This is a genomic window from Rahnella victoriana, from assembly GCF_021276285.1.
Classification (GTDB): domain Bacteria; phylum Pseudomonadota; class Gammaproteobacteria; order Enterobacterales; family Enterobacteriaceae; genus Rahnella; species Rahnella victoriana.
In genome coordinates this window covers 668,505-694,333 of sequence record NZ_CP089920.1, presented here as the reverse complement: position 1 = coordinate 694,333, position 25,829 = coordinate 668,505, and the positions used below count along the sequence as shown (strand labels likewise).

Sequence of the window (25,829 nt, the reverse complement as noted above, 5' to 3'; positions counted from 1 at the left end):
CCCGGCGTTACAATGTCTGGCGCTGCAACGGCGTCACCTGACTCTCTTCATCCAGCACCTGCCATTCCACCGCGCCCTGCGCACCGCCGCTCACGGCGTATCGCTGCTGGCCTTTCGGCGGCACCAGCTTGCGCAGTTCAGCGGCCGGAAGCGGTTTTCCGCCCACGCTCAGCTGGCTGAAGTTCAGGTAAAACGGCGTCGGGTTATCCGCCACCAGCACATCGCCTTGCAGGCTGAAACGCAGCTGCTGCACTGCCTTTTTCACCCCGCCTTCCGGCAGCCCCTCCGGCCGGTAAAACAGCTTGAGGTTGTTCACCACCGCCACCACCAGTTGCCCGCCGTTCTGGCTGGCTTTATCCGGCACGGACGGAATCCCTTTCACCGACAGGTAAAAGACCGATTCCCGATCCTGCGGCAGCGACATGTCGGTGATGCGCAGCCGCAGCTGCAACGGATCGCCCGGCTCCACGCGCTTTAACGGCGGCGTGACCAGCAGCGGGATTGTCGCTGACGGGCCTTTGCGTTCCTCTTCTGCCGCCGGTAAACCGGTGGCGGCATCCAGCGGCCGGATCCACGACTGCATCAGATACGCGCGGTCGGTGTTGTTGGTCAGAGACCAGGTGATGCCCTTCTTTTCCGACGCCGGATAGACCAGCCGGAACTGCGTGAGCGACAAACCGGCTGGCTGTTCCGGCGAGGCGAAACCCGGCATCGCCACAGCCAGCGCCGTGGCGACCACCGCGACACACGCCGGTAATTTCAGGGAAAATCTCATGGCGCTTCTCCGCTTTGCACGGTGGCGTGGTAAACCGCACTGTTACCGCCATAGTCATTAATCACCGACCAGTGCGCCTGACGCGGATGGCCGGTCAGCGGATAACTGACCGACGAGAACGGCGCAATCATCGCCCCCTGAGTGCGGACGTCGATCTCCGTGCCGTCGAGCTTCAGGTGCGAGAAGGTCAGGTAATACGGCGTCGGGTTGCCGACCTGCACCTTTCCGCCGGTCAGATGAAACGTTAAACGTCCCTGCGCTTCTTCCGGTGCCAGCGACAATCCGGCCGGGCGGTAAAACAGCTTGATGGTGTTCCGGATGCCGACAGACACCCGCGCCGCCAGCGAAGCCTCGTCCGCCGTTTCCGGCAGCGTCATGGCCGGTACGGCGATCGCGGTGAAGTAAAAGACCGATTCCCGATCAACCGGCAGCGCGGCTCCGTCCTTACGCAAAATCCGCAGGGTGTTTTTGCTGTTGGCTTCCAGCCGGAACAGCGGCGGCGTGGCGAGAAACGGCGCGGCTTCATGGCCCTGCGGCTGTGTCACCACCGCCGACTGCACCAGATAAGGCCGCGAGCCGTTGTTTTGCAGGGTCAGCGTTTGTGCGCTGTCCCCTGCCTGAAAAATGACCCGCGTGCGGCTGAGGCCGATGCCGCCGTCTGCGGCGGCCGCGCCCTGCACCAGCGCCATCAGGACGCCGGTTACCAGCACCATGCGGCGTAAACACAACGAAATAACATGCACGGCTCACCCCTTACTGGTAGGCAAAGTCAAAGGTCACGGCGGCATTCAGCGTGCCGCCTTTGGTGGCGGCATCGGCGCATTTGTTCCCGCAGGACAGCGCCACACTGAGCGGGATGCTGACGCTGCCGCCGTCAAAGGCCGACGCGCTGAGCAGCACCGGCAACACGGTGTTGTTGTTCACCACATCGCCGGTGGCCGTGGCAATGTGCACGCCATAGTTCACCGCCTTCGTGGTGGCCGGTTGCAGGAACAGGAAATCGCCCATACTTGTATTCCCCACGCCCGACACCTTCACGCCCGGCTTTTGCACCGCACCGACAAACCCGGCGCACTGCGACACGGTGAGGGTCAGGGTCAGCGGATTGGCCAGACTGTCGCCCTGGCGGATCGACGATGACGACACGTCACCAAAATCCAGCGACGCCGGAGCAGAAACCTGACAGGTCGGCGCCTGAAAGTTCGCGGAAAACTGCACATCCGTTGCCGCCGGACAGCTGGCTGTCGCCAGCAGGAACAGGCAAAGCGATGCCCTCAGGGCGAAGTGACGTCCTGATAAAGAGTTATGATTTTTCATCGTGTCTGTCTGTTGATCGCGTTAGGGGAAAATAAAGGCAAAGGTGATCCGGGCGCTGACTGCACCCGCCGTCGGCATCGGGTCACCATTGCTGTGCACCAGTCCCACGGAGAAAGGCTGCACGGCGCTGTTGTCGCCGGTGACCGTCACGGTATCGCCCGGTGCCACGGTATCAGCGGCGTTATAAAAATCGCTCAGGTTGGTCAACGTGCCTTTTTTCAGCATAAAACCGGCGTACTTCGCCGTTGAACTGGCGGCACGAAACAGCTGAGCGTCATTTAAGCCTGACGACTCACCGGTCACACTCAGCGCAGGTGTCTGCCCCTGCATATCCGTGCAGTCGAGCGTCACCGCCAGCGGCAGGATTTGCGCGGTGCCGGTGGCGAACTGCGTGGTGTTTTGATTGCCAAAACTGAGGCTGGTCTGATCCAGCGACACCTGACAGCTGCCATCGGTGATATTGGCTTTAATGTCTGTCGTGGTGGCCAGCGCCTGACTGACCGGCATACCTGATAACATCAGCAGCAGGCCGGAAGAAATATGTTTAATTAACCGTGCCACGGAACGCCTCCACGCCACCAAAATCATTAATCGCGGCCCACTCAGCTTTCCCCTGCCCGGCGGTCACCGGATAGGTATTGGCAGCAAACGGCGCAATCATGCTGGTGCCTTTGATCACATCGAGTTTCACTTTCTTGCCATCAATCATCAGCTTATTCAGCGAGATGTAATAAGGCGTGGGATTGCTGACGTTGACGCCCTGACCTGTGCGGACAAACTGTAATTTGCCCATCGCCTCTTTTTGCGTCATCGGCAAATTATCCGGGCGATAGAACAGCTTGATGGTATTGCCGGTGGCTACCTGCAATGTCCCGCCGACATTCTCCGTGCGGGTCTCCTGCCCGGTTTTACTGGTCGGGATCGCCATAATATTCAGATAAAAAACCGACTCCCGGTCATGCGGCAGAGCATTCGCTTTTTTCAGAATACGAATTTTATTGGTGGAGTCAGGCTCAATACGAAATAACGCCGGTGTCGGAATAAACACGCTGTCTGTCGTTTGGCCTGAAAGGGATCCGGAAATACCGACATTAATAAGATAAGGTTGATTTTGTGAGCGGTTATTAATATCAATACTCTGCGCACTGTCAGCCCCGTTAAAAATAACCCGTGAGGCCCCGAGCGAAATACTGGCTATCGCCGGTGCGGTCAATACCAGGCTCAGGCTGAGAATAAACGCCCACTTGTGATAACACTTCATACTGTTCCTGCCCGTTAAACGAAAAAGAGAGGCCGTAATAACCCTCTCTTTTCTGTACTGCTTATAGTGACGTTCTGAAACCGCTTACGCTTAGTTGCTGACGTAAGAGATTTTCACTGGCGCGTGGTAAGCACCTGGCTGAACGTTCGCTTTATCCAGCACTGCCATACCGGTGTTGAAGGTATAGGTCAGCGCGCCGGAAGCATCCGCTACCACAGGGATGCTGGTGTTGTTGGTCACCTGAGTGGTGCCATCTTCACGGGTCAGCATGAAGCCTGCGGACTGGCCAACATCGCTCAGGAACACGGTTTCGTTACCGGTCGCAACAATGCCGCTGACCTGCAACGCGCCCGCTTCGTCTTTGCTGCAATTTTTCAGGGAAACCAGCAGAGGCTCTTCACCAATCTGTTTTTTCGCTGCGTCGAAAGCGATTCTAGAGAAAGAACCGACGTTCAGGGTGGAAGCGCCGTTATTTGCCGTCACTTCACACGTGGTGTCGACAATATTGCCCTGCAGCTGGACGTCAGCCTGAGTAGCAGCCTGAACCTGACCCGCCATAGCCATCATCAAAGCAACAGGCGCAAGGGCGATAATTTTATTCATTACTAAATCCTTTATTCAATATAAGTATTACGACAAGAGAAAAGTTATTTCAGCCTGCCTTGGCTGAGGAGGAGATAATACGCAGGGGAGAAAAGATAAAATATCAGAGAGGCTTTATTTTCACGAAGGGCGCAGACTACAGGTGTAGGATAACGAACAGATTTCAATGGCAGAATTTATTAATGGCGGGCAGTTTTAGCATACATTTCAATGGCGCTGTTGAACATCCGTATTTGTTGTTCCAACACATTAAGATTTTCTTTAATCACCGGCCCGGTTTCCCCGGCGGCCAGGGCGTCTTCTAATTTTTCGGCAAGTTCATGCAATGCCGTCGCACTCAGCAGTTGCAGGGTGCCGTTAATGCGGTGCAGGTGATGTTGCAGGACGCCCCATTCCTGCTGCGCCAGCGCCTGTGACGCGGCGGTCAGATCCTTTTCATTCTCCGTCCGCGCCTGTTCCAGCATCTGCATCATCAGTTTTTTATCACCGAGACTGTGCGCTTCCAGCGTCGGCATATCGACAAACTCTTCCAGCGCCAGACTCGCGGCGGGCAGGTTCAGGCCGCTGAGGGCGGCTTTCAGCTGTTGCAGGTCGATGGGTTTAAACAGGCACATATTCATGCCCGCCGCCAGACAGCGTTCTTTTTCGTCGGTCTGCGCGTTGGCGGTCAGCCCCCAGATCACCATCTGCTGATCGCGTTCGCGCACCCGCCGCGTCAGCGTGATGCCGTCCATATGGGGCATATTCAGATCGGTGATCAGCAGGTCATACTCTTGTTTTTGGATCAGACTAAGCGCCTGAAGGCCGTCTTCGGCCTCATCCACATGGTAGCCGAGCATGTCCAGCTGACGGCGCAGCAACAGCCGGTTGGTCGGATTATCTTCGGCAATCAGGATGCGCAAGGCGGCTGGCAGGGTCGCCTGCTGTTCGGCGATCAGCGGCACGGCGGGCGCATGGTCAGAGGATTGCGTCATCAGCGTGACCATCATGGTGGTGCCCATGCCCGGCTGACTGGCGATGCTCATCTGCCCGGCCATGCGTTCCACCATTTCACGGCAAATCACCAGCCCCAGCCCGGAGCCGATATTGCGCTTGCCGACCTGCGTCTGACTGAAAGGTTTGAACAGTTGCTGCTGCTCACCGGCGCTGATCCCCGGTCCGGAATCCCGCACGCTGAGTGACAGATACACCCGCTCCTCGCCCAGCGCCTGCGTGTGCGCCATCACTTCGACGCCGCCTTCCTGCGTAAACTTGACGGCGTTACTGAGCAGATTCGCCAGCACCTGTTTGGTGGCCTGCGGATCGAGCCACAGGGTTTTGCCCGCTTCGAGGCGGCAATCCACCGTCAGCCTGAGGTTTTTCTGCCGCGCCAGCCCGTCGAAATTCGCCACCGTGGTATGGATCAGCGGATCCAGATCGACCCATTCCGGTGTCAGGGTAAAATTGCCCGACTCGATTTTTTCCATGTCCAGCACGTCACCAATCAGGCCGATCAGCGTCTGCGCGGTGCTGTAGGCCAGTTCGATGGTGTCTTTCGCTTCTTCCGCGCTTTGTTTACGGGTGGTCAGTAATTCCAGGAATCCCATGATCGAGCTGACCGGCGTGCGGATTTCATGGCTCATGCTGGCGAGAAAACGGCTTTTCGCCTGACTGGCATCGATGGCTTTGTCTTTCTCGACCTGCAACGCTTTCATCAATTGGCGGGATTCGGTGATGTCCTGCCAGCCGCAAATCAGGGTGGCGGGCAACTCATCCGGCATCCGGCATGAGGTGAGCCAGTGCAGGATCAGGCGATCTTCTTCGCCGTTATTCAGCACCAGCTGATGGGTGATCACCGTATCCGGCGTCAGCCCTTTCTGGATTTCCTGCTGCACATCGGGGAACACATCCGCCAGCGGGCTGCGGCGGTCATACAGCGAATAGCGCATGGCCTCACGGCGTTCCGGCGTAAAGAATTCACCAAAGGCGCTGTTGTAGCTTTCCAGTTCACCGTCCGGCGTGATGACATATACCGGCACCGGAATGGCGTTGGACAGGGTCTGGCGCAGGATAAGCTGATAACTCAGCGCCGCCTGCGACGCCTTGCCCCGGCTGATCGCCCGCAAAAGATAGACACCCCACAGCAGGCTGCTGATGACCAGCAATGCGGCCAGCCCCGCCACCAGATAAAATGGCCGGTTATACAGATTCCAGGTGCCGATTTTCACATCCGGCGCTTTCACCCATTTTCCGGCCAGATTGAGGATCTCTTTCGGCGGAATATCATCCAGCGCCTTGTTCAGAATACTTTGTAATTCCAGCGCGTCACGCGGGATAGCAAAGGCAATCTGCGCCGACGGCTCATCCGGAATGCGGGTATAGGTCATCATCTCAGGATAATAGTGATCGATGATAAACCGCGACGCGAGCTGGGTAGACACCACGGCGTCCACATCGCCGAGCATCAGTTTGCTCAGCGCCGTACTGGTATTTTCGGCAATCACCCAGGTCACGCCGGGATATTTCTTCTTCAGTTTTTCACTCAGCGGATGATACGCCGGTATCGCCACTTTCGACCCCGGCGACAGACTATCTTCGTGCCCGCTCGTGTCGCGGGTCACCAGCACAAACGGCGTGGCAATAAACGGATGGGTAAATAACATCTGCTCTTCGCGTTCGGTACTGTAAGTGGCGGTCGGCAAAATATCCCAGCCGCCTTTGCGCATGATATTCACCATGTCGCTGTTGGAATTGGCGATCACCGGTTCGAAGGACAAGCCGGTCTGCAACTGGATCAGGTTGAGAATATCGCCGAGCAGGCCGCGGATTTCCTGATTGTCGTCAATCATGCTGAACGGCGCGTAATACGGGTTGATCAGCACATGCAGCACCGGATGGCGGGAGACCCAGCGTTCTTCCTGCGGCGTGAGTTTCATCGCCTTATTTAAAAAGGAAATATTTCCGTTATCCACCCAGGACTGCGCCACCTGTTTATGCGTCTGCTCGCTCAGGGAACTGATAAAGGTATCGAGAATGCCCCGTAACTGCGGCTGGCTGGCGAGCACAATAAACGCGTTGCCGGTCTGCGGTTCGCGCCAGAATTTCACCATGTCCAGCGCCTGATAAAAATCGCGCACCAGAATAAAGCTGGAGGTGAGATTGTTGCCAAAAAAGTAGTCGTTTTCTTTATTGGCGACCGACGCCAGCGCCAGATAGTTATCCGCATAGGCGGTGATCTGCGCCTGCGGAAACACCGTTTTGATAAAGGCGTCGGAAGGATAGCCTTGTTTAATCGCCACTTTCACCGCGTCATGCTCATCCGACAAGGGTTTCATCACGTCGGCCTGACGGGTCACCAGCGTCGGAAAAGCGCGGACCAGTGGCAGCGAGGCGGTGAAGGGTGCCGCCAGCGGTTCTCCCCCCGACGGGGAGGTCAGGATCAGATCAAGGTTGCCGCCCTGAAGTGCCGCCAGGGCCTGTGGCTGATTCGCATAGTGTTTGATCACCACGCGGACTTGCAGGGAATTTTCCAGCAGCAACAGGTAATCGGCGTTCATCCCCCGGTAGCGACCGGTGGAGGTGTTCATGTTGAGCGGCGGGGTTTCCGTGCCATACACGCCGACAGTCAGTGTCCGTTTGGCCGCCAGCCACAGCAGATCGAGATGGCTTAACGGCAGCGCAGGGGTAAAGACCTGATAATCGCTGGCAAGGGTGAGGGTTACCGGTTCAGGCGTGGCGGCGCGCAGCGGGCAGACGACCGCCAGCAGAAGAAACATCACGGCCATCACCCGGCGGATCATGGCATTACCCGATTTTATTGCGTTGGGCAAAAGAGAAGAGATCCATTAACGACCTGCAGTTCAGTTTTTCCATTAAGCGGCTTTTGTAGGTGCTCACCGTTTTATTGCTGATGTTCATCTCTGAGGCAATTTTCATATTATCGGTACCCGCGAGAATATAACGCATCACTTTGATTTCCTGACTGGACAGCGACTGCAACATTTCCTGCTCCGAGGAAAGGCTGCCCATAAAAGCATGCAGGGATAAAGGAAAATAACTGTAGCCATTCAGGGAGGCATTCACCGCCGCGATAATATTGGTCATTCCCTCTTTTTTACTGATAAAGGCATTCGCCCCCGCATCGGCACTGCGTTTGCCGTAAAACAGATCGTTTTTGGCAGAAACCACAATAATAATGCGGCTGAACGCCTGCTTGCGCAGTTTCTCCACCACCTCAATGCCGCTCATCACCGGGATATCGACATCCACGATCACCAGATCCGGGTACAGCTGATCCACCAGTTGCAGCGCCTGTGCGCCATCACCGGCTTCACCGACCACAGTGATCCCCTCGCTTTCCAGCAGGTTTCTGATCGCCATACGGGCTAGCGGATGATCGTCAACAATGACCGCATTTAATTTATGGGTTTTGCTCATGCTCTGGCAGTCTTCTTTTTCAGCAACGGGACTATTTTCAGTCTACCTACTCCGAATGCCCATTTCTATGCACATTAAGAAAAATAGTATCTGTTAATTAATTTCCCCTCCGGACTTCACGTGTAGGATATTCCCTGCAAAAGTTTCCGATGCGTCTGGTGTATTTCATCGGCCGTGACGTTTATTCTTACTTTTCAATTTAAATGATGGATCACCTCAACACGCCCCGGTCTGCGTGGGGTTTACTATTCTCATGAAGAGAACCAATACACAATTAATTTGTCTGGCGTTACTTTTTATATTTAACTTACTGTCTGTTCCCTGTTGTTATTTTAATTCGACACCACCGCCAGAACCCCGCCGTGCTTATATTGCCAGAAATCTCCTCCCGGCTTCCGCCCCGGTGAATAAACCGGTGGAGCCGGTTATGCCGGTGAAGCGGATCGAAACGGTCAGCATGGCGAAAGCACGTTACGCCAGAGATGACCGTAATAACGCCCGAATTCTGAAAGCGCAGATGGCCTATCAGCAGGCACTGAATGATTACAACCGCCGGATCCAGTACGGCGGCGCGTCGGCAGTGTCGCAGGAAGATATTCAGCACGCCCTGATCGCCGTGAACAACAGCAAAGCCGCGCTGGATAAAGCCATTCAGAAATACCGGCGCACCTTGCAGGCTGATCAGCGTCAGCTTTAATGTTGTTCTTTTTGCCGGTCGTCAGTAATAGTTAATTTTGACGATCACGGACGCATCAAACTGCCCGAGCGTCAGCGCCCGGCCGGGAATGGCACTCAGTCTGGCGCTGAAATTTTTCGTCACCTCGTTCACGTTATTCAGTGCGGCAAAGTCATCGTAACGGTTAAAAACCACCAGTTGATCCTGATCGTTATACAGCATCAGTCTGGCGCCGTTTTGCAGGTCAATCGCCGTGTTATCCAGCAACGGACTGGCGGTGGAAAACTCCGCCTGTAGCGAGAAATTATCCAGACATCCCTGTTTCACCGCCCTGATGGCAAACGGCAGCGAAATGCCGGACGAGCGCGATAAGGTAGTTGACTGGATCGCGCCGAAATCCACAATCTGGGATTCCGGCCAGACTTTCAGGTCAGAACCGCAGGCCAGAAAGCGGACCCCCTGCAATCCCGACAGATTATATTTAAGGTTTTTCGCCCCCGGCGTGTTGTTGACGCGGCTGCTGCCGTCGAGCTGAAACACCGTAAACTGATCCGTCCCCTGATAATACCCGGCGGAAGGCGGCGTGCCGGTCACCTTGATATACAGACGAAACGTCACATCCAGCGTTACGCTCCCGCCCCGCTGGATCGGCGTGCTGTTGGTGCTGGTGCGTTGCTGATCCTGCTCCAGTTCCTGCCCGTTGTAACTGACGCCCAGCCTTAATCCCTCGCCAATCGACTGGGATTTGGGGTTGAAGTAGAAATGCACCACGTCAATGGCCGACCCCAGCACGTTGTCGCAGTAGGCCGTCACCGTAATGTCATTGGATTCCCACACCTTGGTTCCGGCGGGCACATTGGCCGGGATCGCCAGTTGCCCGACCGGGATCGCCGGTTTATCCACGATGCCGGTGCCTTTTTCGACACAATCCAGCGCCAGCGCGTGACGGGAAAATAACAGCAGCAACAAGATTAAAACCGGCGGGTTCAGTAATCGTCTGAGGACAAATCGCATCATGCTTCCTTACTTTTTGGCGGGCTGGCTGACGATCTGACACGGCGAGGTCTGGCAGCGGTATTCGTTCACCTGCAAACCGCCGTAATCGTCCATGTAACCGAGGCTGTATTCGTTACTGACATACCGGCTGCCGGTGAGATTTTCTGTCGCAAAGGGTGCCAGCATCACGCTGTCGAAGCCGGGAATATTGCCTTTGTTGTCCGTTCCCAGATAACCGACGGTGATGTAAAACGGCGTGGGGTTGGTCAGTTTCAGGCCGTCGCGGAGCCGGACAACCTGAAGCTGTTCCTGCCAGTTATTTTTGATCTGACTGCTGATGGCGGCCGGGCGGAAGAACAGCTTCACGCGGCTTTGGATCGCCACCTGCATGACGTTCGCCATGTCGCTTTTGGGCGGCACCTCGCGCACGTTGAAGTAAAACAGCGACTCGCGGTCTTTCGGTAAGCCTGCGGTTTCAGGTAATTGCAGGATGCGGATCTGACTTTTCTCACCGGCGTCAATGCGCTGCATCGGCGGCAGCGCCACCAGCGGCGAGGTGATTTTTTTGCCCTGCGCATTCTCCAGCCAGACCTGTGCCAGATACGGCAATGTTTTGCTCTGATTTTCCAGCATCACGCTGACGGATTTATCACCGGCCTGATAAATGATGCGCGTCCGGTCAAGATTGACGGCGGCCAGCGCGGGCGTCGCCGCGACCATCGTCAGCAGGGCGATGAGATAAAAATGCTGTTTTTTCATGGGATTATTTCCTTATGTGCAGGGCAGCAACATCTGCCCGGAACGGGTTTCGGGTTCAGAAGGCACGCGGATCTGGCATTGCTGCGCATCGCCCCAGCGGACCGTCAGGGATTTTTCCCCTGACACACCGGCCAGATAGGCCAGGCCGCCGTCACCGATCAGCCCCGCCTCAAAGCCGGAACTGTTGTCAGTCACCGACGCGCCCAGCGGCGGATGGCTGCCGTCTTTCAGGCGGATCACCGCCATCAGGCGCTCGCCTTTCACGGCGCGGATCTGGCGAAAACCGATCGCCCCTTCGGTCAGCGTTTTGCTGACCACCGAGCTGTAAACCTCGACGTCGTCCGGCAAATTATTGACATCGACGCGGATATCCGAGGTCTGGTAGCTGGACACGCCGTTCACCACCGCGATGCCGTAATCGTTGGTCACGGATGCGCCGTCGCTGACCGGAATGCCTTTCACGCCCGCCGACAACATCATGCGCGGCTCGCTGCCGGCGCTGCTCTGATGCAGGGCCGCGCCCGCCGCCGTGGCGGTCAGCGATCCGTACCAGTTGGCATTCACCGAGCGGTAATCGTTATTTTTCACGCTGCCGTTCGCCCCGAACTGGCCGTACGGCGACATGTGCTGGTAGTTGGCGCGGAACACGCCATTGCCTTTTTGCAGATCCGGGCTGCTGCCGCCCGCGCCGACGCGCCAGCTGTTGGCCGGATCCTGACTGTTGTAATACGACGCCGTTTGCGAGAAGCCGCTCTGCGAATCCTGCTGCGCGTCGTAGCTGATTTGCTGCCCGGAAGAGAGCGGCACACTGAGCGACAGAAACATCTGGTTTTCATCGGTATCGCGGTAGTTCAGCTTGCTGGCGGAAAACGTCGCCGAGACGCCGGTAAAGCGCCCGACATCGAAAATCTTGCTGACCGACAGGCTGTAGTTGTTACTGGCACGCTCGTTCCAGTAGATTTTGTGGGTGGCCGAGAGATAGAGCGTGATGGCCGGCCACGGCAGGTACTGGTTGGCGGTGACGGTGTAGGTCTGTTTATCGTCGCGGGAATAGCCGTCGCCGTTGACCTTGTCGAGATACTGGCTGAACGACATAAAGGTTTTTTGCGAGAAACGGTATCCGGCAAAGGTGATCTGGCTGCCGGTCGAATCGAAGCGTTTGGAGTAGTTGGCGCGATAACTCAGCCCGGTTTGCCTGCCCGCCACCGGCACGGTGGCCGAGGAGCGCGTGACGTCAAACGACACCGCGCCGAGCTTTTGCAGGTTTTGTCCGACGCCGAGCGCCTGCGCCTGATAGTTGCCGGTGGTGGTAATAACGCCGCCGTAAAGTGAGAAATCATTGAGCGCGCCCCAGGACATTTCGCCGCTGTAAAAACCGGGCTGTAACACGTGATTGTTGCTGCCGGTGGTCGGTTTGCCCGTCGCGGTTTTAAAGCGCACCTGCCCTTTGCGGGTCAGAAACGGAATGGTCGCGGTGGTCACCTGATAGGTGGTGACGCTGCCGTTTTCTTCCTCGATTTTCACGTCCAGCGCGCCCTGCACCGCTTCGGTCAGATCCTGCACCACGAACGGCCCCGGCGACACGTTGGTCTGGTAAATCACCCGTCCGTTCTGGCTGATGCTCACTTTGGCGTTGGTTTTGGCGATGCCGGTCACCTGCGGCGCGTAGCCACGCAGCGACGGCGGCAGCATGCGCTGGTCGCTGTTCAGCGACACGCCGAGAAAGCGGAATGAGTCGAAAATATCCGAACTGAAATAGGTCTGTCCGCCGGTCAGGCGCGCGCCAAGGGACGGTAATGCGCGGTAAACATAGGTTTGTGTCCAGGTGAATTTGTCGCTGGCCGGGGTGCCGGAAGTGCGCGATGAAGCATACTGATAATCGGCACGGGCGCGCCACGGCCCGAGGTTGACGCCGGTGGTGCCGTAACTGCTGAAGCTGGTGGTGCTGTCGCCGGACTGCGGCATGTATTTGCTGCCGAGCAGGTTGTAATCCAGCAGTGCGCCGTTCACGCCCTCATCCCACTGCGACGGCGGCACCCAGTTTTCATCGTGAAAGGTCAGCCACGCCTGCGGAATGCTGATGTTAAGGGTCTGTTTTTCCTGATCGTAGCGGGTGATCACTTCTTTCTGCTGATCGAGCGACGTGCATTCGCCCTGATGCCACAGCGTCAGCTTCTCGCGGGCAGCCGGCGTCAGGTCGAATTTATCCACCAGCGCGGGCGGCAGACAAAGGCGGCTGTCCGGGTTATTTTCAGCGGAAATGTACTTAATCAGGCTTTGATCGCCGAGCGTGCGGCCATTGAGCACCACATCCAGCAGGTATTCACCAGGCGCGATATAATGGGCTACCTGAAATCGTGACAGATCGACATTATTGCGATCGGCAGAATCGATAAAATTAACGTTAAATTCTACCGCAAGGCTTCTGTCGGAAATAAAGCAACCGGAGATAATTATAATAATGCCAGCCGCCTGCCGTTTCCCTGCTGATATTTCTTCCTTTAACAACGCCATAATATTATCACTTGTTTCTTGCACGGTATTACATTGAAAACCCGGTACTGGCACAGAGAAAAAGGGGGAGAAACTCCCCCCGATAATGACAATACTTATTTGTAATTCAGGGCGTAGGTGGCCTGAGAAACAAGGGTACCGGTCGCGACCGGCTGTGCGTTGGCTTCCACACGCGCGGCAAACACCAGTTCATTATTGCCGGTGACCAGGTTGATATCTTTAGACGTGTCACCGACTTTCAGCAGATCGCCGTTGGCGTCAATCAGGCGGATGCCCGCGCCTTTTGCGCTGCCGGTGTTTGCCAGCAGTTCCGACGCGCTGCTGTCAGGCGTACCGCTAAAGGACACCGCCACTTTCGACACCACAGGATAAGCCACTGTGCCGACCGTCTGTGCGGTCAGATCGCAGTCCTGCAAATGAATGGTATAACTGACGTTCTGCGAATATTTACTGCCGGTTTCCAGCACCTTATTCGCCACCTGCCCCATATTGACATTAATGTCTTCGTCGCCCGCGGCCACAGAACAAGGCGCATTAATCACCGTGCCGGTGAAATGAATACGGCCTGAACCCTGATCCGCGCCCACCGGCGGCGTGGGATCGTCAGCGGCAAATGCTGAACCGGATATAAAGATGGCTAACGCGACAGCAGAGGGAATAGTGTTTCCATTAAACATTGGAGATCCTTGAGATATTGACTGGCAAAAAAACGTTAAGCGATATTTTTCGCTATACCTGAGAGAACATGCCTCTCATTCCAGACCAATATACTGACACCCTCCCTGATATCGCTATAATAAGTTGCATAACCAAAACATTAAGATTTATACGCCAGATTGCGGCGGGAAATATTATTTAAATCATGAAAATTAGCCTGAAACTGAAAAAAATCAGCACAAGATAATAAGGAGGTCACAAAAATAGTGCGGCAGAGCGCGGGAGGTAAGCGGGAAATTAATCATAAATCGGGTCAATTCCGGCGTTTTTAGGAATTTTCTCCGCCATGATGTTTCCCGCTCATTTATTCTGGCGGGGTTAATAATAAAAAATCTTAGTGATTATCCCCGCTGGCCGATAACGCAAACGTCCCCACCGGCATGACAGGCAGGTATTTTTTATAATAATCGTGATAGTTTTTTACCGGATCAATATCCTTAAATAAATCAGGGTAAAGGGATTTCGCAATAAACTGCACCATGGTGAAATCCACAAGGGTACGGGACGCCCCCTGATAAACCCCGAAGAGTCGGTCATTTTGAATGGCCGGTAATGAACTCCAGCCGTTGCGGTGAGCAAATCCGTTGAGTTTCGCTCTGGCCGTGGCTTCATTCACACCGATACCCATCTCAGCCGCCGTATCGACTTTATTGTTTTCCCTGCCGGAAATAAAAATGACATCGGGCTTAGAGACCAGTAATTGCTCAGGATTAATTTCGCCCCACTGTTTCACAAACGGCGCCGCGATATTTTCGCCCCCGGCAAGACGCAGCATCACGCCCCACATATTTTCACCGTAGGTAAATGAATACTCTGCAGGACCTTTATTACCGAACTCAATATAGACTTTGGGTTTGGGCAGATTTGCCTGTCGGATCCGCTCTTCAATCAGCGTAAGGTTATTTTTATAAAGCTGAGCCAGCTCGTGCGCACGGTCAGTCTGGCCGGTTAATACCCCGATGATTTCCGTTGATTTAATATGGTTTTCCACGGTCTGGTCGTTGTAATCGAGCACGACAACCGGAATGTTGAGGCTCTGAAGTTGCGTGACTTCATACTTCAGGGCGGCGTATTGCCAGCTTGCCAGAATGACCACATCCGGCTTCAGGCTGATCACCTTTTCCAGTGACACGTTGTGCAGGTCAATTTCGCCAATATCCGGAATTTCAGCGATGGAGGGACGGTGTTTAATATACATATCCCAGTTCGCCGGCACTTTGCCATGCCAGGCCTCGCGGGAGATGCCGACAATATGGTCAAACGCCTGTTCACCGCCGACCGCCATATAATCTTCAAAATAGAAACCTAATACCGCTCTTTTAACAGGGGTATCTAAGGTTATTTTATTTCCCAGAACATCGGTCAGGGTGGTGCTGGCGGCAGCGGCCTGTCCGGTCATCATGACAGACAACATAAAAAGCAAACCATGAAGTAACTTCATTTAATTCCCTTAGGTATTGTGTGATTATTCTCTGTGGCAGAGATTATTTTTATTGTGACGGTCTGATTGCCGTTAAGTGACTGCTTAATAGCCCATTACGGCGGCCTCATCATTGCTCAAATACAGCCGCCAGCACAAGATATTTTCCCGACCGCTAATATCCCGTGGAAAGGCGATTTCACCGGCGAAACGCACTCTTTGGCAAAGGCGTATCTGTGCGGTCGCGCCCGGCCTGCCCATCCCCGTCCGGCAGGTTGAGCTATAATTAAAATTTACCTGCTGAGAAGGATACTTATATGGCGCCAGTGGCGAGTTTATCGGGTGGTGTAATATTCATTATCGTTGGCATCATGATGCTGTGGTTATTGGTGAAAGCGCATAAAAGCAATGCAAACAAGAAGTTCTTCACCCCGCACAACTGCATGTTGCTGATCGGGACCGTGGTCTCTTTCATTATATCCATCGTGTTTTTCACCTCTTCTTCCTGATATCTGATCAACGCATCCCTCACTGCCCCGGTATTTGCCGGGGCCTGCTGTCAGATAAGATCCCCTCCTGCTCATCCTCGTCTATCATTATTATTCGTTTGCTAACTGCCTGCTTACTCACTCATTTGTTTGGGAGGTAAAGAGATGCCACACACCGCATTTGCGACACGCTGGGGAGCCAGATTCGTGGCCGACGGGACGGTGCATTTTCGTGTCTGGGCGCCCGGTCAGCAACAGATCACACTGAGGCTTTCCGGCACCGACCGGGAAATGACCGCGTCGGAGGACGGCTGGTTTGACACGCGGGTGACCGGCGTTTCTGCCGGTGAGGAATATCAGTTTGTGCTGGCCGATGGCACCGCCTTGCCTGATCCGGCCTCCCGCGCGCAAACGGCGGAGGTGAACGGCCCGTCGCGGGTTGTCTCTTCCACGCAATATGAATGGCAACACACCCGCTGGCAAGGCCGTCCGTGGGAAGAAAGCGTAATTTATGAGCTGCATATCGGGACATTCACCCCCGAAGGTACTTTTACGGCGGCAGCGGAAAAACTGCCGTATCTGGCTGAAACCGGCATCACCATGATCGAAGTGATGCCGCTGGCGCAGTTCGGCGGCAACCGTGGCTGGGGCTATGACGGCGTGTTGCTCTACGCACCGCACTCAGCGTATGGCACGCCGGAAGAGTTCAAAGCCTTTGTCGATGCCGCGCACGGCGTCGGCATCTCCGTGGTGCTGGATATCGTGCTGAATCATTTCGGGCCGGAAGGCAATTATCTGCCGCGACTGGCACCGGCGTTTTTCGACCCCGAACGCATGACTGCCTGGGGCGCAGGCATCGCTTATCAGGTTGACGGCGCACGGCAGTATATTCTCGACGCCCCGCTTTACTGGTTGCAGGAATACCGGCTGGACGGGCTGCGTTTTGACGCGGTCGATCAGATGAAGGATGTCTCAGAACCGCATATCCTGATCGAGATCGCCGAGCGTATCCGCGAAGAAATTACCGACCGCCCGGTGCATCTGACCACCGAAGACAGCCGCAACGTTACGTTTCTGCACCCGCGCAACGCCGACGGCAACGTGCCGCTGTTTACCGCCGAATGGAATGACGATTTCCATAACGCGATCCATGTGCTCAGCACCGGCGAAAGCCATGCCTACTATCAGGATTTCGCCACGCATCCCGAACAACTGGCCGCCCGCGCGCTGGCGGAGGGATTTGCGTATCAGGGCGAGATGTCACCGCAAACCGGTAAGCCACGCGGCGCGGTCAGCCACAGACAGCCGCCGGTCGCCTTTGTGGATTTCATCCAGAATCACGATCAGATCGGCAACCGTGCGCACGGGGAAAGGCTGATCACGCTGGCGGGCGCGGAGCGTACCCGTCTGCTGCTCGCTGCGTTACTGTTATCGCCGCATATCCCGCTGCTGTTTATGGGCGAAGAATATGGCGAGACCCGGCCGTTCCTGTTCTTCACCGATTTTGAAGGGGAACTGGCGCAGGCGGTGCGCGAAGGTCGCGCCCGGGAATTTGCCGGGCACAGCGGATACGATCAGGACGCGGTGCCGGATCCGAACGCGCTCAGCACCTTTGAACAATCGACACTCCGCTGGCAGACATGTTCAGACCCCGAAGGCCAGCACGCCCTGTCGCTGGCCCGCACACTGCTGGCGCTGCGGCAGAAATATATTGTGCCGTTACTGACGCCCGCGAAGGGCGACGTCGGTGAGATCCTGCAAACGTCTGAAGGTTTTCTTTCCGTCAGTTGGACGTTCCCGCGTGGCACCCTGTCAATGACGCTGAATATCGGCACTGACAATCACCTTCTCCCGACGCTGCCGGGTGACACACTTTTTGCCTGGCCGCAGGATGCTGCGACTTCCGCGCTGGGTTCGCTGATTGTCCGTTTTTCTCCGGGAGCTAAAACGTGAAGATACCCACTGCGACCTACCGGCTTCAGTTCCGTAACGGGCTGACGTTTGACACCGCCACGGCGCTGATCCCGTATTTAAAAAAACTCGGCATCAGCCACCTGTACGCCTCGCCGGTGTTTACCGCCACCACCGGGTCTGAGCACGGTTACGATATCACCGACGCCAATGAGATCGACCCGGCGCTCGGCGGGCAGGCCGGGTTTGACCGCCTGTCGCAGGCGCTGAAAGCCGCCGGACTCGGGCTGATCCTCGATATCGTGCCTAATCATATGGCGGCCTCGCTGGAAAACCGCTGGTGGCGCGATGTGGTGCAGCACGGGGAAAACAGCCGTTACGCGCGGCATTTTGACATCGACTGGTCGCAGCCTCTGACCCTGCCTTTTCTCGGCGAATCCTTTGAAGACGCGCTGGAAAAAGGCGATATCCGCCTTGCCCCCGATCCTGAAACCGGCGAGCCTGCCCTCGCCTATTTCGACACCTTTTATCCCGTTGCCCCCGGCACGCTGGAGGCAGGTGAAAAAACGCTGAGTAAATCCGATATCGCTGAACTGCATGGGCGCCAGCCTTACCGCCTGATGTCATGGCGCGATGCGCCGCGTGAACTTTCCTATCGCCGCTTTTTTGAAATCACCGGTCTCGCCGGGGTGCGCGTGGAGGATGACGCGGTGTTTGACGACACACACCGGCTGATTCTGGAACTGGTGAAATCCGGCAAAGTGGACGGTCTGCGGGTCGATCACGTGGATGGCCTCGCCGATCCAAAAGCCTATCTGATGCGTCTGCGGGAAAAAGCCGGGGCAGACTGCTACATCACTGTGGAGAAGATTTTGGGCAAAGGCGAGCGCCTGCCGCCGGACTGGCCGGTTTCCGGCACCACCGGTTATGAGTTTATTGCCTCGCTGTCCGATGTGCTGGTGAATGACGAACACATTGCCGTATTGCGCGACCACTATGACAACGTGGTCGGTCAGCCCGTCGATATGCAACAGGAATTGCGGGCGGCCAAACTGATGATGACCGATAAGAATTTCGAGGGGGAATTCACCACGCTGCAAAAACTGGCGCTGGAGATTGCCGCCACCGAAGGTGTCAGTACGGATGACAACGCCGTCCGGCTGGCGCTGCGGGAACTGCTGATCGCCTTTCCGGTGTATCGCACCTACGGCACCGCGCAGGGTCTGCCGCCGGAAGATGCGGCGCTGTTGTGCCGGATTATCAGAAAAGTCAAAAGCACGGCGCTGTTTATTGCGCCGGAGACGCTCAGTTTTCTGGCGCGCATTCTCTATGCCCGCACCTCGCCCGCCACGTCCGCACAAGCCACGGTATTCCGCACCCGCTTCCAGCAACTGACCGGCCCGCTGATGGCGAAATCGGTGGAAGACACGCTGTTCTTCCGGCAGAACATGGATCTGGCCCTGAACGAAGTGGGGGCCGAACCGCTGCCGCGCACCTTCTCACCGGATCGCTTCCATGACGAGATGCGTAAACGCCTTGAGGAGCAACCGGACGCGCTTTCCGCCACCTCCACCCACGACACCAAACGCGGCGAAGATGCCCGTGCGCGACTGTTCACCCTGACCGAAGCGCCGGAACGCTGGGCGGCGTGTGTCAGCCGCTGGCACAAGATGAATGAGGCAAACGTGATCATGCTGCCGGACGGTCCGGCACCGCGTCCGGCACTGACCTGGATGCTGTATCAGGCGCTGGCCGGGGCGTGGCCGGTGACGCTTAATCCCGACGATGCGGCCGGTTTACAGGCACTGGATGAACGGTTTCAGGGTTTCGTGGAGAAAGCCCTGCGGGAAGCCAAGCTGCGCACCAACTGGGATAACAGCAACGAAGACTATGAGAAGGCGGTGCTCGATTATGCCCGACATCTTCTGTCGCCGGATAACCGGCGTTTTCTGCAAGATTTTCATGACGCGATACAGCCGTTTATCCACGCCGGACTGGTCAACAGCCTGACGCAGACTGCGCTGAAAATGCTGGCTCCCGGCGTGCCGGATATTTATCAGGGCAGCGAAGCGCTGAACTTCAGTCTGGTGGATCCGGATAACCGCCGCCTGCCGGATTTTGCCGGGCTGGAAAGGCTGCTGATTCAGGGAGAAAAACCGGTGTGGGATAACGAAACCGCCTGGACAAGCGGACAACTGAAGCAACATGTGGTTGCGGTACTCGCCCGTTACCGCCTGCAAAAACCTGCGTTGTTTTTGCAGGGTGATTACGTTGCGCTGACCGCAGCGGGAGATCACTCCAAAAACGTGATCGCATTTGCACGAACCTTCAGGAACGATGCGGTGATTTTCGCAGCACCGCGTCAGGTTTTTGATGCGCAAAAAATTCACTTTAATCAGACTGAAGACGGATGGGATATGCAGATACTGCTGCCCGCTTCGCTGGCTAACCGAACCTATTCTGACCTGCACAGTGGCAGGGAACTCCGTGCGACCGACAGGATAGATCTCAGTACCTGGCCGCGTGATGAACCGGTAGTGCTGAGTTTGTCCGGTCTTACTGAAAACAATCCAGATAAATAAATCCCACGACCTGCGCTGGCATTTTCAGATAGAAAAAATGTTAGTGCAGAAATTTCCTACAACTTTTAGCCCCTCCCTGACATATCTCTCTCAGCGATATTGCCATACTCTTGTTTCCAACAAAATCTGTGTGGTCATTAGCTTCACAGATGAATGTCTCTGTCAGATCGTCAGTTAAGGGCCTCTGTAATGATTATTTATAACGCGCTTCTTTCGCTGGCCGACGTCATTTCCAGAAATAAAAAAAACTTACAGCACGTGGCTGAGGAGAGGGTTTTGCAAAAAACAATTAAGCGCGATGAATTTCATCCGTTTATCCAGCCTGTTTTTAGCGCGGATGGTTTCACGCTGAAAGGATGTGAGATTTTACTGCGGGTGAAGTCTGAGAATAATTATAACTCGCCGGTTTTATATATTCATGAAATGGAAGCCAGTCGCTACAGGGATGATATTATCTGTCATCTGTTTCAGGAAATTGAAAAGTCTTTTGAAAACATAATGAATTATCTGCCAGAGGACTTTTATTTCTCCTTCAATATTACTGCCGGGCAGATATCTTCACACGACGTGATCAACGCAGCGCTTCATTTCAGCAGAACTTTTAAGGATGCCGCCACGCTTGTGCTGGAAGTGGTTGAGAGAACAGCGTTGAATTTCGATGATAAGACGATGCAGGTCATTGAGCACCTGGTCGCAAACGACATCAGGTTAGCCATTGATGACTTTAGCGCGGGCTCCTTATCACTGAAATATATAGAAAACATCGGCCTTTCTGCCCTTAAGATTGATAAAGACCTCACCCAGGCCATTAACGGACAGTTGGTTTATGAAAATGTCATCGATGCAATTATGACCCTTTCTTCCCGGTTGGGTGTTTCTGTTACCGCTGATGGCATAGAGACATACGAACAAATGCCGCTGTTACGCAAGGCAGGAATTAATGGATTGCAGGGCGATTATCTGGCAGAGCCTATGCAGGTCAGCGAGTTTATTCATCGTTATATCGGAATGTAAACCGCATGAATTTATTCATCTGTTTTTATCCATTTTGGATGGGAGTTTAAAAATGATTTATCTCATTAGCAGAAACCACTATTTAAATTATGGTATTAAATTATTATTTAACTCAGCGGGGCTGGATGTCACTGATATGAACTTCCTGCATGAAGACTGGATTATACCGTTCACTGAAAATGATATCATCCTCATTGATGCCTCGGAAAGAATACCAGAACCGGTTATCAGGATAATGAAATGTCATGGACACCCAAAAATTATCGCAATGAGTCGCGATGGCAACAATAAAAGCCCTTCTTTATCCTGCGTTTATAGTTACCTCGATATTCATGCACCCGTGAAAGATGTTTTGGGAAATATTCTGGAAACTCTTCATACGGTGACCTGTTTGCCAGCACCACCAGTCGTCATTTCAGATAAACAGCACTACATTATTAATGAGTCATTGAAAGGCAAAAGTGTCAGACATATTGCCAGTGAGTTAGGCGGATCAGCCAAAACTATTTATTCGCAGAGGTACTACGTGTGCAGAAAATTCGGCGTGAAAAACCTGAAGGAACTCAACAGGTTTGCGGGGTTTTTCACTGTAAAATGAACATCTGATACTGAACGCGCTATTCGTTGTTCTGCTTATATTGGCTCACCCAGGCGTTCAGAGTGTCATCTATATTGTTCATCGCATCACTCAGTAAAGCAATTGCAGATGTCAGGTCTGCTGCGGTGCCGCATTGCAATTCTAATTCCTCGCACCGGCTCACTAAGGGCTGAGCCGTCAGCATATTCGCAATTCCCTTTATACGATGAGTGATTTCAGCCACCTTTTCTCTATCCCCCTGCTCATCCGCGAGCCGGATTTTATTCAGGTCGTCACGATTTGCTTTGATGATCCCATTGATGAGCTGAACCGTGGCGGAACGATTTCCCCCGGTCAGTGCTTCCAGTCCGTCGGGGTCACAGCAGGGAACGGGCAAAGGATCGCTGTGCAGGATTTCGAGTTGCTGGCGTAGCTGTTGCAGATTTAACGGTTTAAATAAGCAGGTATCCATTCCCGCCAGCTGACACCGTTCGACTTCTTCGTATTGCGCGTTGGCCGTCAGCCCCAAAATAGCGCAAGTTTTCTGGCCCTGCTCACGCTCAGAATCACGGATCCACCGGGTTAGCTGATAACCGTTTATGCCGGGCATATTGCAGTCCGTGATAACCACGTCGAATGACTGTTTTTTCCAGTGTGAAAACGCTTCCTCCCCTTCCTGCGCCAGCCATACGTGATGCCCGAGGAATTCCAGTTGTTTTCGAAGCAGCAAACGGTTCGCAGGGTGATCATCAACCACCAAGACATTGAGCGGGTAACCATCGGCAGACGCATCGTTCTGCGGAGCTAAAATGGTATTTTCTTCCGCCGGAGATCCAGGACAGTGAGCCTTAAGTGTGACATCGATGCGTGTGCCTTTTCCGGCCTGGCTGGTGAGTTTGATGTCACCCCCCATCTTCTCAACGATTTCTTTGCAAATCACCAGCCCCAGCCCCGTGCCGCCGCGATGCTGTTGTGCGCCGGAGTAAAGCTGGCTGTAGGATTTAAACAGCTTATCCTGATCTTCAACCGCGATACCTGTTCCCGTATCCTGCACGCATAAAGTCAGCAGGGTATTCGCCTCATCAGCTTTCTCAGCCGTTAACGTGACGATGACGCCACCTGTGTCGGTAAATTTTACAGCATTGCTGATCAGATTATTGAGTACCTGCCGAAAACGCTGGGCGTCCAGCAGAACATCGTGGCCAACAGGCCCTTCAGTGACGAACGCTAATGAAATATTCTTTTCACCGGCCAGCCCGCTAAAGACTTTGATAACTGACTGCGTGAGGTGCAGGGGATTACATCTTTGCGCGGATAAGACCCATTGTCCCGATTCAATTTTGGCCAGATCCAGAACGTCGCCCAATAACACCAGCAACGAATTAGCCGAATCGTAAGCGGTTTCAATCGCCTCTTTTTCCAGATGCCCTTTCTCTGCTTGCCTGAGTGTCAGTTCAAGCATTCCCAGCACGGCACTGACCGGTGTGCGAATTTCATGGCTCATGGTCGCCAGAAATATCCCTTTGGCTTGATTAGCGCGAATAGCCAGTTCACGGGCATCGTCAGCCAGTTGTCTGGCATGTTCCACCTCGTTCAATAGCCGGTAACGCTCGGTGACATCTGTCCAGCCACCTATCATGCCTGAGATTTCGCCCTGCGCATTTTTGTAGGGTATTAGCCAGACTTCTGCATCAATGAACTCGTCTTTTATCTTTAACCTGAGGTCTTCCAGAATGTTTTTTCCGTCAGCTAAAGCCTCAAGATACCGCGTCTGATAAAACGGTCCTTCCTCTGCAGAAAACCAGCTGACTTCAGTGATCTTCTTACCCAGCAAAGTTTCCTGCTGTTCGCCCGTCGCCTGAAAAAAACAGCTGTTGGCCGTCACTAATCGACCTTCCCGATCGCGGACATAAACAGGATGGGGAATAATATTGAAAAATTCTTTCTGGAAGTTCATCTGCTCAGCGAGTTTATCTTCGGCCTTTTTACGCAGACGTATTTGTCGCAACAGATAACCGTTCCACAGGACAACGCTGACAAATAATATCAGTGCCAGTGCGAGCCAGATTTCCCAGGGAAAGGACTGTTCAAGGTTTGGCATTACGATCCTATGCAAAATTCATTAAAGGCTGGCGCTGTTTCTGCTGGCAAACTCAATGAGATCTACCAGCGTTCTGGCATTCAGCTTGACAAGAAGGCGGGATTTATAAGTACTGACCGTTTTATCACTGATCAGCATTTCACGGGCAATTTCTTTATTTGTCAGCCCTGCGGTTAAATACTTGAGCACAGTGATTTCCCGCCCGGAAAGGGAATGTATTAATGGTAATTCCTGCGATGCCTCCGTAAATGCGTCAGGCGTAACCCTCGTCGTATCTGGGAAATACCGGAACCCGGAAAGTACAGCATTGGTGGCGCTGGCCAGTTCATTCAGGTTATTAGTTTTACTCACAAAGCCCGACGCGCCCGCTAAGATACAGCGATGCGCATATACCGCCGGACTGAGGGAGGTCAGAACCAGCACTTTAATCGCGGGATTCTGCGCCCGTAAGCGGTCGATGACTTCCAGTCCATTGAGCTTGGGTATACCGATATCAAGGATCACGATATTCGGTTGAATCGTCCGGGCAAGGCTGAGGGCTTCAATACCGTTATCCGTTTCACCGACTACCTTCATACCATGCTGCTCCAGCAGTAACCGGGCGGCGAAACGTATCATGGGGTGGTCATCGACAATCAGAACACTTTTCACCGTCTTTCTCCCGTTTCATGATCCGCTCAGATTTTCTTTAAACATTATAGCTGTGAACCCAGTGCCCGCGCAGATGAGTGAAATCTTGTTCTGACTTAACTGACAGCGCCGTCAGAAATGCCCTACAGCTTTCAGGACAAGCCTGACATACCCCTACAAATAATACTGTCATACTGGTTTTATCAATATTTTTTATGTGGTTTTACTACATAACGTCTATCCCTGATTAACGCGGGATATCAGGGCAGTATTCTTTTAGAAGATTCACACCGGACGATATCAGTCCTAGCAGGTCAGAAAAATTAATCCAAACCTTAGGAACCATGATGTGTAATATTCTTATTGTAGACGCCCAACCCATTATCCGCCTTGCTCTGAATATATTACTGGAAAAGGAAAAATATCGGGTGGTGGGGGAAACTAACAATGGGATCAATGCACTGGAGTTGACGCGAAAATTGCATCCCGACATCATCGTGCTGGATATCGACCTGCCGGGGTTAGACGGTTTTGAAGTGATTAAGCGTCTTAAGGATTCAAACCTTGACGCAAAGGTGATTGTTCTTACCGGCCTTAACCCGGATATTTACATCGCGCGCTGCATTCGTGTCGGGGCTAATGGCTTCGTCAGTAAAAACAACGATCTGAACAAACTCATTGGGGCCATCAAGGCGGTACAGATGGGGTTCAGCTGTTTTCCGACAACAGACTCTCTTCACTTTCACAGCCCCGGAACAAAACTTCGCGAACAGGAATTATTAACTTTGTTATCCAACCGTGAAGTCACTGTTCTGCGTTACCTTGCCCGTGGCGTAAGCAATAAAGAAATTGCCAGAGACTTATTAATCAGTAATAAAACGGTTAGCACCTATAAAATGCGATTAATGCAAAAACTGAATGCCAAGAATGTGATTGAACTTTCGGGGATTGTGGCGCGAAATTTTTAGGTTGTTGCAAATATTTCATATCCACATGTCATATTAATGACCTCCGAGTGACATCCTTAAAATCTCCTCCAGATAAATATTGAAGCCTTAATAATTAAGCTTCA

General features: G+C 54.0%; 22 protein-coding genes. 7 read left to right on the top strand and 15 right to left on the bottom strand.

The genetic code is table 11. The features are described from left to right. Positions 1-7: 7 nt before the first annotated feature. From J9880_RS24455 to evgA, 8 genes are all read right to left on the bottom strand, one after another. The gene (locus J9880_RS24455; protein ID WP_133822184.1) at positions 8-775 is read right to left on the bottom strand and encodes a fimbrial biogenesis chaperone; all 768 of its coding nucleotides are present in this window, start codon (positions 773-775) and stop codon (positions 8-10) included. After that, on the bottom strand, positions 772-1,518 hold the full coding sequence (locus tag J9880_RS24450) for a fimbrial biogenesis chaperone (RefSeq protein WP_232770684.1): 747 nt from the start codon (positions 1,516-1,518) through the stop codon (positions 772-774). The genes J9880_RS24455 and J9880_RS24450 overlap by 4 nt, the downstream gene beginning before the upstream one ends. A gap of 10 nt (positions 1,519-1,528) precedes the next feature. Further along, complete coding sequence (locus tag J9880_RS24445) at positions 1,529-2,092, bottom strand: fimbrial protein (protein WP_119824496.1); 564 nt, start codon at positions 2,090-2,092, stop codon at positions 1,529-1,531. 21 nt (positions 2,093-2,113) lie between these two features. Then, positions 2,114-2,653, bottom strand: a complete 540-nt coding sequence (locus tag J9880_RS24440) for a fimbrial protein (protein WP_232770682.1) — start codon at positions 2,651-2,653, stop codon at positions 2,114-2,116. Further along, a complete protein-coding gene (locus tag J9880_RS24435; protein WP_232770681.1) occupies positions 2,637-3,353 on the bottom strand; it encodes a fimbrial biogenesis chaperone in 717 nt (238 codons plus the stop codon). Before J9880_RS24435 ends, J9880_RS24440 begins: the two co-directional genes overlap by 17 nt. Before the next feature lie 90 nt (positions 3,354-3,443). Further along, positions 3,444-3,956, bottom strand: coding sequence for a fimbrial protein (locus J9880_RS24430; protein WP_095925614.1), 513 nt, complete (start codon positions 3,954-3,956; stop codon positions 3,444-3,446). Between the two features lie 179 nt (positions 3,957-4,135). Continuing rightward, a complete protein-coding gene (locus tag J9880_RS24425; protein WP_232770679.1) occupies positions 4,136-7,765 on the bottom strand; it encodes a response regulator in 3,630 nt (1,209 codons plus the stop codon). Next, positions 7,740-8,372, bottom strand: a complete 633-nt coding sequence (gene evgA, locus J9880_RS24420; protein WP_095925612.1) for an acid-sensing system DNA-binding response regulator EvgA — start codon at positions 8,370-8,372, stop codon at positions 7,740-7,742. The genes J9880_RS24425 and evgA overlap by 26 nt, the downstream gene beginning before the upstream one ends. Positions 8,373-8,775: 403 nt before the next feature. On the opposite strand from evgA, the gene J9880_RS24415 reads away from it, so the two are divergent. Continuing rightward, positions 8,776-9,069, top strand: a complete 294-nt coding sequence (locus J9880_RS24415) for a hypothetical protein (RefSeq protein WP_095925611.1) — start codon at positions 8,776-8,778, stop codon at positions 9,067-9,069. 21 nt (positions 9,070-9,090) lie between these two features. Here J9880_RS24415 and J9880_RS24410 read toward each other — a convergent pair whose 3' ends face one another. The 5 genes from J9880_RS24410 to J9880_RS24390 form a co-directional block, all read right to left on the bottom strand. Next, the gene (locus J9880_RS24410; RefSeq protein ID WP_232770924.1) at positions 9,091-10,062 is read right to left on the bottom strand and encodes a fimbrial protein; all 972 of its coding nucleotides are present in this window, start codon (positions 10,060-10,062) and stop codon (positions 9,091-9,093) included. Between the two features lie 9 nt (positions 10,063-10,071). Next, a complete protein-coding gene (locus J9880_RS24405; protein ID WP_232770678.1) occupies positions 10,072-10,803 on the bottom strand; it encodes a fimbrial biogenesis chaperone in 732 nt (243 codons plus the stop codon). Positions 10,804-10,815: 12 nt separating this feature from the next. Next, positions 10,816-13,317, bottom strand: a complete 2,502-nt coding sequence (locus J9880_RS24400) for a fimbria/pilus outer membrane usher protein (RefSeq protein WP_232770677.1) — start codon at positions 13,315-13,317, stop codon at positions 10,816-10,818. A 95-nt stretch (positions 13,318-13,412) separates the two neighbouring features. Beyond that, positions 13,413-13,994, bottom strand: coding sequence for a fimbrial protein (locus J9880_RS24395; protein WP_195817992.1), 582 nt, complete (start codon positions 13,992-13,994; stop codon positions 13,413-13,415). A 374-nt stretch (positions 13,995-14,368) separates the two neighbouring features. Continuing rightward, positions 14,369-15,475, bottom strand: a complete 1,107-nt coding sequence (locus tag J9880_RS24390) for an ABC transporter substrate-binding protein (RefSeq protein WP_232770675.1) — start codon at positions 15,473-15,475, stop codon at positions 14,369-14,371. A gap of 296 nt (positions 15,476-15,771) precedes the next feature. Here J9880_RS24390 and J9880_RS24385 point away from each other — a divergent pair, with 296 nt between their 5' ends. The 5 genes from J9880_RS24385 to J9880_RS24365 all read left to right on the top strand — a co-directional run bounded on the left by J9880_RS24385 (position 15,772) and on the right by J9880_RS24365 (position 22,047). After that, positions 15,772-15,963 carry a cytochrome c oxidase subunit II gene (locus tag J9880_RS24385; protein ID WP_232770673.1) on the top strand — a complete coding sequence of 64 codons (192 nt, stop codon included), beginning with the start codon at positions 15,772-15,774 and terminating at the stop codon, positions 15,961-15,963. A gap of 144 nt (positions 15,964-16,107) precedes the next feature. Beyond that, positions 16,108-17,895: a malto-oligosyltrehalose trehalohydrolase gene (gene treZ / locus J9880_RS24380; RefSeq protein WP_232770671.1), complete on the top strand. Its 1,788-nt coding sequence runs from the start codon at positions 16,108-16,110 to the stop codon at positions 17,893-17,895. Then, on the top strand, positions 17,892-20,435 hold the full coding sequence (gene treY / locus J9880_RS24375) for a malto-oligosyltrehalose synthase (RefSeq protein ID WP_232770666.1): 2,544 nt from the start codon (positions 17,892-17,894) through the stop codon (positions 20,433-20,435). The genes treZ and treY overlap by 4 nt, the downstream gene beginning before the upstream one ends. 189 nt (positions 20,436-20,624) lie before the next feature. After that, the gene (locus tag J9880_RS24370) at positions 20,625-21,449 is read left to right on the top strand and encodes an EAL domain-containing protein (RefSeq protein ID WP_165497982.1); all 825 of its coding nucleotides are present in this window, start codon (positions 20,625-20,627) and stop codon (positions 21,447-21,449) included. Positions 21,450-21,501: 52 nt separating this feature from the next. Next, positions 21,502-22,047, top strand: coding sequence for a helix-turn-helix transcriptional regulator (locus J9880_RS24365; protein WP_232770665.1), 546 nt, complete (start codon positions 21,502-21,504; stop codon positions 22,045-22,047). 19 nt (positions 22,048-22,066) lie between these two features. Here J9880_RS24365 and J9880_RS24360 read toward each other — a convergent pair whose 3' ends face one another. Continuing rightward, entirely contained in the window at positions 22,067-23,983 is a 1,917-nt protein-coding gene (locus J9880_RS24360; protein ID WP_232770664.1) for an ATP-binding protein, read from the bottom strand. A gap of 165 nt (positions 23,984-24,148) precedes the next feature. Continuing rightward, positions 24,149-24,778: a response regulator transcription factor gene (locus tag J9880_RS24355; RefSeq protein WP_131694159.1), complete on the bottom strand. Its 630-nt coding sequence runs from the start codon at positions 24,776-24,778 to the stop codon at positions 24,149-24,151. Between the two features lie 323 nt (positions 24,779-25,101). Between J9880_RS24355 and J9880_RS24350 the strand changes: the two genes are divergently transcribed. Beyond that, positions 25,102-25,725 carry a response regulator transcription factor gene (locus J9880_RS24350; RefSeq protein ID WP_232770663.1) on the top strand — a complete coding sequence of 208 codons (624 nt, stop codon included), beginning with the start codon at positions 25,102-25,104 and terminating at the stop codon, positions 25,723-25,725. Positions 25,726-25,829: the final 104 nt, after the last annotated feature.

What these genes read in the sequence shown, in the direction of transcription:
- J9880_RS24455 (WP_133822184.1), bottom strand. Translation starts at nt 775, where the DNA reads ATGAGATTTTCCCTGAAATTACCGGCGTGTGTCGCGGTGGTCGCCACG.
- J9880_RS24445 (WP_119824496.1), bottom strand. Translation starts at nt 2,092, where the DNA reads ATGAAAAATCATAACTCTTTATCAGGACGTCACTTCGCCCTGAGGGCA.
- J9880_RS24435 (WP_232770681.1), bottom strand. Translation starts at nt 3,353, where the DNA reads ATGAAGTGTTATCACAAGTGGGCGTTTATTCTCAGCCTGAGCCTGGTA.
- J9880_RS24430 (WP_095925614.1), bottom strand. Translation starts at nt 3,956, where the DNA reads ATGAATAAAATTATCGCCCTTGCGCCTGTTGCTTTGATGATGGCTATG.
- evgA (WP_095925612.1), bottom strand. Translation starts at nt 8,372, where the DNA reads ATGAGCAAAACCCATAAATTAAATGCGGTCATTGTTGACGATCATCCG.
- J9880_RS24410 (WP_232770924.1), bottom strand. Translation starts at nt 10,062, where the DNA reads ATGCGATTTGTCCTCAGACGATTACTGAACCCGCCGGTTTTAATCTTG.
- J9880_RS24405 (WP_232770678.1), bottom strand. Translation starts at nt 10,803, where the DNA reads ATGAAAAAACAGCATTTTTATCTCATCGCCCTGCTGACGATGGTCGCG.
- J9880_RS24400 (WP_232770677.1), bottom strand. Translation starts at nt 13,317, where the DNA reads ATGGCGTTGTTAAAGGAAGAAATATCAGCAGGGAAACGGCAGGCGGCT.
- J9880_RS24395 (WP_195817992.1), bottom strand. Translation starts at nt 13,994, where the DNA reads ATGTTTAATGGAAACACTATTCCCTCTGCTGTCGCGTTAGCCATCTTT.
- J9880_RS24390 (WP_232770675.1), bottom strand. Translation starts at nt 15,475, where the DNA reads ATGAAGTTACTTCATGGTTTGCTTTTTATGTTGTCTGTCATGATGACC.
- J9880_RS24385 (WP_232770673.1), top strand. Translation starts at nt 15,772, where the DNA reads ATGGCGCCAGTGGCGAGTTTATCGGGTGGTGTAATATTCATTATCGTT.
- treZ (WP_232770671.1), top strand. Translation starts at nt 16,108, where the DNA reads ATGCCACACACCGCATTTGCGACACGCTGGGGAGCCAGATTCGTGGCC.
- J9880_RS24370 (WP_165497982.1), top strand. Translation starts at nt 20,625, where the DNA reads ATGATTATTTATAACGCGCTTCTTTCGCTGGCCGACGTCATTTCCAGA.
- J9880_RS24365 (WP_232770665.1), top strand. Translation starts at nt 21,502, where the DNA reads ATGATTTATCTCATTAGCAGAAACCACTATTTAAATTATGGTATTAAA.
- J9880_RS24360 (WP_232770664.1), bottom strand. Translation starts at nt 23,983, where the DNA reads ATGAACTTCCAGAAAGAATTTTTCAATATTATTCCCCATCCTGTTTAT.
- J9880_RS24350 (WP_232770663.1), top strand. Translation starts at nt 25,102, where the DNA reads ATGATGTGTAATATTCTTATTGTAGACGCCCAACCCATTATCCGCCTT.